This is a genomic window from Bacteroides sp., assembly GCF_019417265.1.
In the GTDB taxonomy this organism is placed as follows: Bacteria; Bacteroidota; Bacteroidia; order Bacteroidales; family Bacteroidaceae; genus Phocaeicola.
In genome coordinates this window covers 1-10,062 of record NZ_DXVR01000086.1, presented here as the reverse complement: position 1 = coordinate 10,062, position 10,062 = coordinate 1, and the positions used below count along the sequence as shown (strand labels likewise).

Annotated in this window: 8 protein-coding genes and 1 pseudogene; 5 read left to right on the top strand and 4 right to left on the bottom strand. The window is 42.6% G+C overall.

Going from position 1 to position 10,062, the window contains the following annotated elements; genetic code table 11:
• The 5 genes and pseudogenes from herA to QZ379_RS10050 all read left to right on the top strand — a co-directional run.
• The coding region (herA, locus tag QZ379_RS10070) for an anti-phage-associated helicase HerA (protein WP_291563986.1) at positions 1-1,646 on the top strand (1,646 nt) is incomplete at its 5' end.
• Positions 1,647-1,652: 6 nt separating this feature from the next.
• Entirely contained in the window at positions 1,653-1,859 is a 207-nt protein-coding gene (locus tag QZ379_RS10065; protein WP_005861762.1) for a metallophosphoesterase, read from the top strand.
• The gene (locus QZ379_RS10060; protein WP_011965932.1) at positions 1,840-2,154 is read left to right on the top strand and encodes an exonuclease; all 315 of its coding nucleotides are present in this window, start codon (positions 1,840-1,842) and stop codon (positions 2,152-2,154) included. The genes QZ379_RS10065 and QZ379_RS10060 overlap by 20 nt, the downstream gene beginning before the upstream one ends.
• A gap of 19 nt (positions 2,155-2,173) precedes the next feature.
• Positions 2,174-3,211: a PDDEXK nuclease domain-containing protein gene (locus QZ379_RS10055; protein ID WP_005861764.1), complete on the top strand. Its 1,038-nt coding sequence runs from the start codon at positions 2,174-2,176 to the stop codon at positions 3,209-3,211.
• A gap of 11 nt (positions 3,212-3,222) precedes the next feature.
• Positions 3,223-3,579, top strand: a pseudogene (locus tag QZ379_RS10050) (GNAT family N-acetyltransferase).
• Between the two features lie 114 nt (positions 3,580-3,693).
• Here QZ379_RS10050 and QZ379_RS10045 read toward each other — a convergent pair.
• From QZ379_RS10045 to QZ379_RS10030, 4 genes are read right to left on the bottom strand one after another with little or no spacing between them, the layout of a single operon-like run.
• Positions 3,694-4,563, bottom strand: coding sequence for a hypothetical protein (locus QZ379_RS10045; protein ID WP_005861765.1), 870 nt, complete (start codon positions 4,561-4,563; stop codon positions 3,694-3,696).
• Between the two features lie 11 nt (positions 4,564-4,574).
• Positions 4,575-8,240 (bottom strand): ATP-binding protein, encoded by a 3,666-nt coding sequence (locus tag QZ379_RS10040; protein ID WP_005861766.1) that lies wholly within the window; start codon positions 8,238-8,240, stop codon positions 4,575-4,577.
• Positions 8,224-8,775, bottom strand: coding sequence for a hypothetical protein (locus QZ379_RS10035; RefSeq protein ID WP_005861767.1), 552 nt, complete (start codon positions 8,773-8,775; stop codon positions 8,224-8,226). The genes QZ379_RS10040 and QZ379_RS10035 overlap by 17 nt, the downstream gene beginning before the upstream one ends.
• Positions 8,776-8,785: 10 nt before the next feature.
• Positions 8,786-9,982, bottom strand: coding sequence for a hypothetical protein (locus tag QZ379_RS10030; protein ID WP_005861768.1), 1,197 nt, complete (start codon positions 9,980-9,982; stop codon positions 8,786-8,788).
• Positions 9,983-10,062 lie beyond the last annotated feature (80 nt).

The following is a 10,062-nucleotide window of genomic DNA, read 5'->3' as shown; positions in this document are numbered from 1 at the left end:
AAGTTGGTTCATATTTAAGAATCGCAGACAATGATAATGCTGTGTTAATTGCCATTATTGAGAACTTTTCCATTGAAGTTGGAGCAGATAAGGAAGGAAATGCAACAAGAAAGTATATTCTTGAAGCTAATCCCTTAGGATTGATTCGTGGTGACAAGTTTGAGCGTGGTGGAGATACAATAGCTATTCCACCTAAAAAAGTTGAGCCTGCTAAGAAAGAAGAAATTTCTAAAATTTATGAAGAATCTCTTGAGGCAAAAGACAAGTTCACTTTCTCTAAACTTTCTACAAATAAAGATATTTCGGTTCCTGTAAATGGTAATAAGTTTTTCAATAAGCATATTGCCATCGTAGGATCAACAGGTTCAGGGAAATCCCATACTGTAGCGAAACTAATTCAAAGTGCTACACATGAAAAAACAGGAGAATATTCTGGTTTGAATAATTCTCATATTATAATATTTGATATTCATTCAGAATACAAATCAGCATTTCCAGATGCAAACTTTATTGATATCAATAATCTTATACTCCCATATTGGCTTCTTAATGGGGATGAATTGGAAGAGCTTTTTTTAGAATCAGGAGATTTTAATAATTACAATCAGGCTTCTTTGTTACAAAAAGTGATAACTGAAAACAAGAAAAAATATAATTCAGAACTAGAAAATATATCTTTTGATACACCCGTGAAATTTATTTTAAATGAAGTAATCACTTGTTTGTCAAATCTTTCTAGAGAAACGAAGGATTATAAAAAGACAAATGAAATAGCAATAAAAGAAGCGCATCAGTGTTTTAATGATGAGTCAGCTAAAATTAATCATTACTTTACGAAAATATATACATTTGAAGAGCCAAAGAGCCAAAATTATTCAAAGGGTACGTACGCAGACGGAAGCATTGACAAATTTATCTCTAGAATAAAAAGTAAAGTTAATGATAAAAGATTAAATTTTCTTTTAGGTGAAATCACAGAAGACGTTACATTCGAAGATACTTTAAAGCATTTAATTGCTTATGAGGAAACAAAACATTCCAATATCACAATTATAGACTTAAGTGGGGTTCCATTTGATGTGTTAAGTATTACCGTTTCTTTGATTTCAAGGATAATATTTGAATATGGTTATTTTTATAAACGACTAAGATGCTCAAAGAATGGTGAGGAAAGAATTAATAACGATGTCCCTATCTTACTTGTGTATGAAGAAGCTCACAAATATGTTCCCAATAGTGATTTGGCAAAATATCGGTCATCTAAACACTCCATTGAAAGAATAGCAAAAGAGGGACGTAAATATGGTGTATCTTTACTCTTAGCTAGTCAGAGACCTTCTGAAATATCAGAAACAATATTTTCTCAGTGTAACAATTTTTTAGCCATGCGATTAACAAATCCAAACGATCAAAATTATGTAAAGAGACTGTTGCCGGATACACTTGGAAATCTTATTGATAAAATGCCGACACTCAAAGCCGGAGAGTGTATATTAATAGGTGAATCAGTTATACTACCTTCAATAGTTCAAATAGATCGTTGTAGCCCAGAACCATCGTCAAATGATATCCCTTATTGGAAATTATGGAAAGAGGAATGGAAAGATCTCAAAATAGATGAGATAAAAAAAGAATGGTATAAATAATAATAAATGAAAATAATCCATACCGCAGATTGGCATTTAGGGCAAACGTTTTTTGAATATGACCGTAAAGGTGAACATACTCTATTTTTGACGTGGCTTCGAGAGCAAGTGAAAGTTCACGAGGTGGATGGGTTGTTTATTGCCGGAGATTTGTTTGATATCCCAAACCTATCGGCTGAAAGGAGTGCAAGTGATGTACAGAGAACTTTTTGATATACTACCTATGCCGGACAAAAGTAAACCTTTCATTGTAATGTGGTATTTGCAGGCTACGTGTTCGAAGATTTTGGAAAAGAACCGTGCCGAACGCACTATTATCGGAAGGTTAGAGTGTTTTTCGTCTGAAGTATTCGACGAAAAGATTGCATACACGGCACTCGGACATTTGCACCGTACCCAAAGGGTGTTAAGGCATGAGAATGCCCGATATGCTGGTGCTCCGTTACCGATGTTATTTGTTGAAAAAAATAACAAAGAAGGTGTTACTGAAGAAAATATAATAGATTAGCATTGAAAAGATTCATGATATGGCAAAAGAAATAAGAATAAATGATAACGAGTACGCTCAAATATTGCAGCAGGCGGTTTCTGAGATTCAAACTGCTCGCACGACCGTTGCTCGGCAAGTAAACACTACCGTCAATTCTGTATATTGGAATATCGGGAAGTTACTCTTTGATAGAAATTTAGAGAGTGGATATGGTAGTGGCGTGGTTAAACGATTGTCAGTGGACTTGAAAGAACAGTTTCCGGATATGGGATTGTCTCCTCGTAACCTTTGGAATATGAAACGCCTATACGAGCGTTATTATCAAGAAGATACAAAACTGCTACAAGCTGTGGCAGTTTTACCTTGGGGACATAATTTACTACTGTTGGATAAGTCGTTGTCAGCTAATGAAGCCTTATTCTACGCAGAAGAGTGCTTGCAAAAAGGTTGGTCGAGAGATATGCTGCTCAATGCAATAAAGATGAATACCTACGCAGCCCGTCAGACGAAAATCAAAACGAATAACTTTGATGCCGTACTGCCGATGGCGCATGCCGACTATGCTAATGAAGTATTTAAAAGTTCGTACAACTTAGGATTCCTTAGAATAACAGAGCCTGTTAAGGAGTTGGAACTGGAGAAGCGATTAGTATCTAAAATCAAGTCGTTTATACTGGAGTTGGGCAAAGGTTTTTCTTTTATCGGAAACCAATATCGTCTGGAGTATAACAATAAGGAATATGCAGTGGATATGCTCTTTTTTCACAGAGGTTTGAGGTCGCTCGTTGCGATTGAATTGAAGCTCGGGGCCTTCAAGGCAGAGTATGTAGGCAAGATGAATCTCTACCTTTCGCTGCTTGACCGCTTGGAAAAAGGAGAGAATGAGAACCCGTCAATCGGTATCATTCTTTGCGCCGACAAGGACCACTTGGATGTAGAGATTGCTTTGCAAGATATAAACAAGCCGATTGGGGTTGCCGAGTATCAACTGCTGCTGCCCAAAGACGAACTTCAGGCATTACTCATTCAAGAAATTAATTCCATCGAGGAGAGTGGTGATGTAAGCGAGGAGTAGCAACTTTTGTTTTGCTACTCCAAAAACTTTCCTACCTTTGCATTCGAGCTTTATTTCAGAATACCGTATTGGTGGTGAACAGGTGCGATTATTCGCAAGCTGAGGTAGAAGATTGGGCATCTACATTCGATGTTTGTTCACAAGGACTTCCAAAGTAAAGGTATCGTTACGATACTTTTAAACGATATAGAGCGGTATGCGATTACGGCTGGTATCACACGAGTTACATCGGAAGTGAGCCTAACCGCTCGCCTTTTCTTTGAAAAAAAAGATATATAGTAGAAGTGGAACGAAAACGCAAGGCTAATCAGCTTTGTCTTATTAATTTTTGGATGGCAAAAGAGCTTGATAAAGGTGAAAACTTATAAGATTTCAAGGCGAAAAAAAGTAAGTTAACTTTGCGGCCAAGTAAGTTGACTTAAATGATGAAGTAAGTTAACTTACTTTGGGATTGAAGCTTGCTTGTTTTGAATGCGTGTCTTTTATCTATTTTGAAGATATCCTTCTTGCTCATAGATACGACGGTAGCGGTGGATCATCGCTACGAGTGGTTTCAGCCGTTCGTCAATTACTTTCATCTCTTTAAAACGTTCGTACTGTAGGTTGTAAAGGAGGGTGTTTCCCGTTTGAAGACGCGTCTCGATGTCGGAAGGTATAAAGAAGCGGGCCTTAAGACCGAGATGAGTGAAGAATTCAGTGAGGAAAATGTGAATGCCGGCAAGATCGAAATCCCCAAAATGAAGATAGGGATTGGAAATGGCCCGCAACCATGTGCGAAGATCCGAACTCTGGGGATAACGAGAGACAAATAATACCTTGATATTTTTGAACAAATGCCTCATCTGCTCTATATGCTGGAAGTTTTCTCCATTCTCGATACCTACCACCGTAACATCATCCGCCAAGCGGAAATGCGTGAAATCTTCTATAAAGAGAGAGAGTCCCTGCGGAGGGTTGATTAGCAGCGGTTCTCCATACAGCGACGTTTCAATGGGCTGATAACTTTTAACGAGGAATCCGGTAAAACTACGGGTACTTTTCGCCTTAGAACGTGATGTAACTTCTACTTGTCTGGCACGGCTCACCGTTTCGCCACTCTCCATTACCTTGATCCACTCATCCAGCGAGACTTGTATCCCATATCGCTGTGCTAAATAGATAGATAACGCATTTGCGTCTCTCAGTTTGAATTTTCTTCTGCTACCATAGACTTGCTGCCAAATCAAATCCTCGGAGAGCAGTTCTTCTGCCATCTGTTTGGAAAGCCCGGAAGAGGGCACGCTCTCGCCTTGCATCATTTGCGACAGTTTACGGGCATCGCCCAAACGTAAATTCTGTTCTCTATCAATCATGGTTCCTAACATTAATTATCATATTTCAATAATGGCGTAACTTTGGTGTTGGCTCCACTGTCCTTACCCAACAAATATGTGTAGCGATAGCTCTCTACATTATAGGTAGTAGGTGAGGAGTTGATAAGCAAAATGTTGCGACTGTTGGCGAAGTCAAGGATACCCTTCACGTTGGTGGGGTGCAATTTCCCGATCTCATCCATCATGCAATGCAAACGAAACTCTCCAAACTTGTGTGAGGCTTTCTCTTTGAAGACATTGATGAGCATAATGTTCACCATGGCCTTTACCAGGATGTCCGTTCCATCCGAACCTACATTTGATATCTTTTCTACCCATCCCGTATCGTTGTCATTCTCCGTGATGCGGAACTCCAGTTTAAACGTATCGGTGAGCAGCAACCGCTTACGGGACGGTTCATTTTGCAATTCCTTCATGAGGTTGAGCAAATAGCGCACGGCCTGCCTGTTGATGACCTCGCGCAGATCCATTTGCGAGAAGAGGTCTACTTCACCCATATTGAATTCGTTCTCATCGCAAAATTTCTTTATTTCCTTGAGGAGTTGCATCAGTCGGTCGCTGCTGGGTTGTGCACGGAGTTCTATTTTGCGTATCACTCCCGCAAAGTTACGGCGCTCGAAATCCTTGTTGATATTGCCTATGGTACGATGTATCTCACCTTCATTCTGGGTAAGCTCGCCTACCGCTTTGGAGATGCGCTGAATGATGTGTGTATAGCGTTCGCTGATTTGTTTCTGAAAATCGAGGATCTTATTATTATCCACAAACTCGCAGAGGTTGGAGGCAAAATCCAGATAGTCTTCCTCCGTAGACAGATCGGTGCGGAAACTGAACGTGTTCTTGGCCGAGAAGTTGCTTTTAAACAGATTAACCATCCGTTTGAATTCTTCCAATTGTTTCATGCGGCCGGTGATATGGTCTTTCAACTCTTGCACCAACTCTGCGCAACTCTTCCAGGTCTGCCTCTCTTCGGTCACTACTACTTCGGGTGGGCAGAAAGTGGAGTCTTCGTGAAATTTGGCGGCCTGTGCCAAACCTTCCTCCAAGCTTCTCTTTGTTTCGATGCCCTTGCCTAATAAGGCTTGCTGATGTTTTTCTTGTATGTTCAGTTTCTCGCTACGCAAAGTGAAACGTTCTTCAAGCGTGGCCAATTCATCCTCAAGCATCTTCTTTCTACTGCGAAGTTGTGGTTCACGATCAAAAAGTTCCTCTTTGTCCTTTTGATAGCGGATGGTGTCGGGGAAATGTTTCTCGATGTAAGCCAGCTCTTTTTGAATCTGCAGGATGCGTGCGTCATATTTTCCGATGGCTGCCGTGTCGGCGCCTTTTCCGCTAAGCTCCGCTTGTTGGGAAGCCTCCAGTTCTTTACGGCGTTCCAGCGATTGCTGCTTGTGAAGTTTTATTTCTGTCTCGATACTGTTGCGGTAGTTATTCAGTTCCTGTTCCAGCCGGAGCTTCTTCTCTTTGTAACTTTTCTCGCATACCTTAAGACGATGCGCACGATCAGCCTTCAACTTCTTTATCTCTTCCTCGCAAAGCGCCAGTCGATGAGCCGTATCGTTCTGTTTCATCCGGATTTCAACCATACGCTGTTCACGCCAATCGTCCGTCTTCTTTTGCCATGAGGCGGATTGTGCCATGGCGTTCTTGATGAATGCGGGAAGCTGAAGTTGTTCGGATTCTTGCAGACGCTGTCGGTCTGTTATCTCACGCAAGCGCTTGTTGTATTGTTTCTTCAAAGCCTCCGTTTGCTCTGCCAATTCTTGGTGTAGCATATTGATCCGCTTGACGCACTGTGACAATGCTCCTTGGTATATGGCCAGTTCTGCTTTCAATTCCTCGGGGGTACGGAAATTGCGTTCCAATGCCGTAAGGTCTATTTGCACGCCATACAAGGAAGCCTCCCCTTGGTTGGTTACCTGCGGTGCCAAGTCATTGCGATAAAGTATTTTCTCTTCATCGGCTATTTTTCCGATCGTATCTTTCCATGCGGGTTTGTTCCTGTCCAGCCATTCGGCCAGCGAACCTTTGCGCCGTTCGATGAGCGACTCCAGCCGGGCTATTTGTTCCTCTATCTCTTGCTTCTCTTTTTGTGCGTTAGCGAGAGGCTGAGCCTGTGCCAACTCCAATTCCCGTAACTTCATTCCAGCCTCTTGACGCAGGCTTACAGCTTGCGTAGAGAGTTGCTGAATGGACATTTTCAACTCCTGCGCACGAGTATTCAGTTTGTTCAGTTCCTCGTCGGCTTTGGCATGTTCTTCTTTATAGGGAGCTTCGTGGGCTATCCGTAGCAACTCATTGTTTTGTTGCGATTTCTCCTCTCGTAGTTGCTGGAGTTTGTCTGCCGAGAGTTGCGATTTCTCCTCAAAACGCGTATATACCTCGTTCTCTTCATTGCGCCGTGTCTGCATCAAGCTCTCGTTCTGCTTATTTGTCGCATATTCCCTTTCGTTCACCAATGCGTGTTGCGCATTCTCAAAGGCTCGAAAGTCGGTATCTACCCGTTCTATAAGTGCGCTGTATTTGGCTATGACATCATCGTAGGCACGTGTGAGTTCCTGCCTCCGTTGCTGTTGGCGTGTTAATTCATCGGTAACCGCACTTTTCTGCTCTACCCTGCGAATTATTTCGGTAATGTTCATCTGCTCGTACTCCAGCTGTTTCTGCTTGGCACGTTTTAAGTCGGCATCAACCGAGCCTTTCTCTTTTATCAATTTGTCCCGTCCCTCTTGGTATTTCTTTGTCTCCTCACTTTGTAAGCGATGTACACGTTCCAGCTCGGTTTTGTGTCTGGATATTTCCTCGTCAATTAATGGGCGCTGCTTCAAGGCTGATTTCTCTGCATAGCATAATTCGGCACGTCCCTTGGCTATGTGGCTATCCATGTACAATAAGTCGCGATAGCTTTGCATCACTTTCCCGGCTTGTCTTTGTACCGGCGACCCTCCGGGTTTTTCATTGTCCAGCCAAAGCGTAACGTCATTGTAATTCTGTTCGAAATCTTTCGTCTGGTTACGGTAGACATCAAGGTCTATATTCACCTCTTCCTCATTCATGGAGCGGATTATCGTGTCCTTGATGAAATCGGCATCCAGCTTGGAGTTGAGGAACACATTCTGTATGGTTCGGGGGATATTCTGATAATTGGGGCTTTCTACGATAGCGTATTTACGGAAACCTATGAGATCGGGACGACGATTGTTGCCGAAAATAATATCCCGGAACTCTTGATAAGAAACGACGATACGACTGATTTGCGTCTCTGTGCCAATGGCTTTGCGAATAGAGATCCAATCAGCACGAACCTCACGACGCTCGTTGACGAACCATGACGACTGATAGGGTGCGTCAATAAATCGATAAGCCACACGCCCTTGTTGCTTGAAAGCCATCACGCAATAAGGGCCGTTTTCACGCATCACCTCGTAGACGATGAATGAGTTGGCATAAGGAAGGTAGAACTCATCGTAGCTTCTTTTCTCTTTGGGTATGCCTAGCCTCAGCTTATCGGCGTTGTAAAAGAAAAGAATAGCCCGGAGCAGCGTACTCTTTCCTACACCCTGCGTACCAATGAAATGCACGTTTCCGTCCAGTTGAATCTCGGAATAAGGGATATGCGCACTATTCAGGAAAACTATTTTATTCAGGTATCTCATCTTGTCCCTCTTCTGTTATGTTAATACAATCTACCAACTCTTCTATATAATGAAAAGCCGTTAGTACCTTCCAAGTGCCTTCGTCCTCGTCTTCATACTCTATAAATCCCATAGTCTTTAACTCATTGATGAGCTTATCAACGATTTCCTCGAAACCTTTCTTGTCGCTAAAGAGTTCCTTGGCTTGCTCCTTCAGCTCGATTTCGGTACGTATTTGTGTCACTATGTCCGACTTGCTGAATACGAAACCGGGGCCGAAGGCTGAATTGTAGGTTTTCAAGAAGCAGAGATAATCTATCCAGCGAGCGGCGGCTTCGAGTTTACGATCTATATCCGCCTTGCTTTCTTTACGTGCGAAAAAGTAGTAGCCATTGCCGCTTTCAAGATAGAAACCTATGCCTTTATAATATTCATAATAGTCGGTCAACTCCTCTTCGATGGCATCGTAGTAGCGACGGACTGCGGGCGAAAGGCTATTGGACGAGATAAATCCGCCATGGCTCAATGTACTGTATATTTCTTCGGTATATTTCATGGTTGATGAATTATTTAGGGAAAACTAAGGGATACTCTACCTGTCCCTTACATTCGTAACGGTCGGAAAAGTTCAAATCTTCGGCATATTCAGAGGCTATCTGGCAGAAAAAGACGAGCTTGTCTTCTGTACTTACCGCATTCTTATAAGCGTAATTCATGACAAAAGCGAAAAGATGCTCGCCGGAAGCCACAAACGAGTTGTACACTTCCCTCAAGTTCACTTGATCGATCACTTCCGCCTTACCTTCCAGATATTCGGTAGGTATTGCTTCCGCTACGTCTCTCGATTTATCGTCACGCCTTTTAAGCTTAGTGGCGAGTTTCTTGATAAGTGTCAGCGCTTCGTCCGAATTGCGCAGGTAATCTATTGAAAGTTTGATGCGATAACTAGGTTGCGGCTCCATCCACACATGGTTACGTTCAGCCAGCACTTGCTTGATATTCGTATTCTCCTCCAGCAGGAATTGCTCTTTAAGATACTTCAGCTTGCGTACTTTCTCGAAGATTCGATTTTGGTATTCGATCATGTTGAGGTAATGAACGATTTGCCGCTGTATCTCCATGAGGTTGTGGGAGGAGTCGATGAGTTGCAACTTCACGTCGCTCACCGTGGCACGCATCTGGGCATCCATTGCCTTGCGGAAGAAGAGCAATTGATCTTTATCGATCGCATTTTCGCACTTGTTGATGAGTTGGATGATATTCTTCAGTTTCTCGCCCAGTCGTTGCAGTTTTACTTTCTTTATCTGATAGTTCGGCTCGTTCTTATACGTGCTGTCCAGATTCCGCTTCAGGTCGATCACGTTGCGTACCGTGGTGAGCGCTATGTTCTTGAGCGTACGGCGCACGTCATTATGGTAGTTATATCGCCGCCTCTCGTTATTCTCTTTCAGATAATACTCTATCTGCTCGTTCAGCTTGCTGAGATGTCCTTGTATATAGGCTACATTCACCTCTTCGTTCACTTGCAGCACCTCCTCGAAGAACTTTAGGTAAATGTCTTCCATCTCCAAGAAATCGCCGCTACTACGTATCACTCCGTGATTGATTAAGCTCTGTACCCGCTCCTCCTTATAATCGGTCAGCTCCACCGCGAAATCGTATTTGAAAGAAAGGGAGGTCCGTTTATGAAACATCTCACGTAGCAGTTCCCTCTCTCGGTCGAGCGTACGAACCAATTCATCGATAGAACGAAATGTGCGCATACTGATACGGTTTTAGAATCCTTTGGCCCGTTCGATTGTAAGCAGGCTCCTTTTTTTGTCGATACCTCCGGCGTATCCGG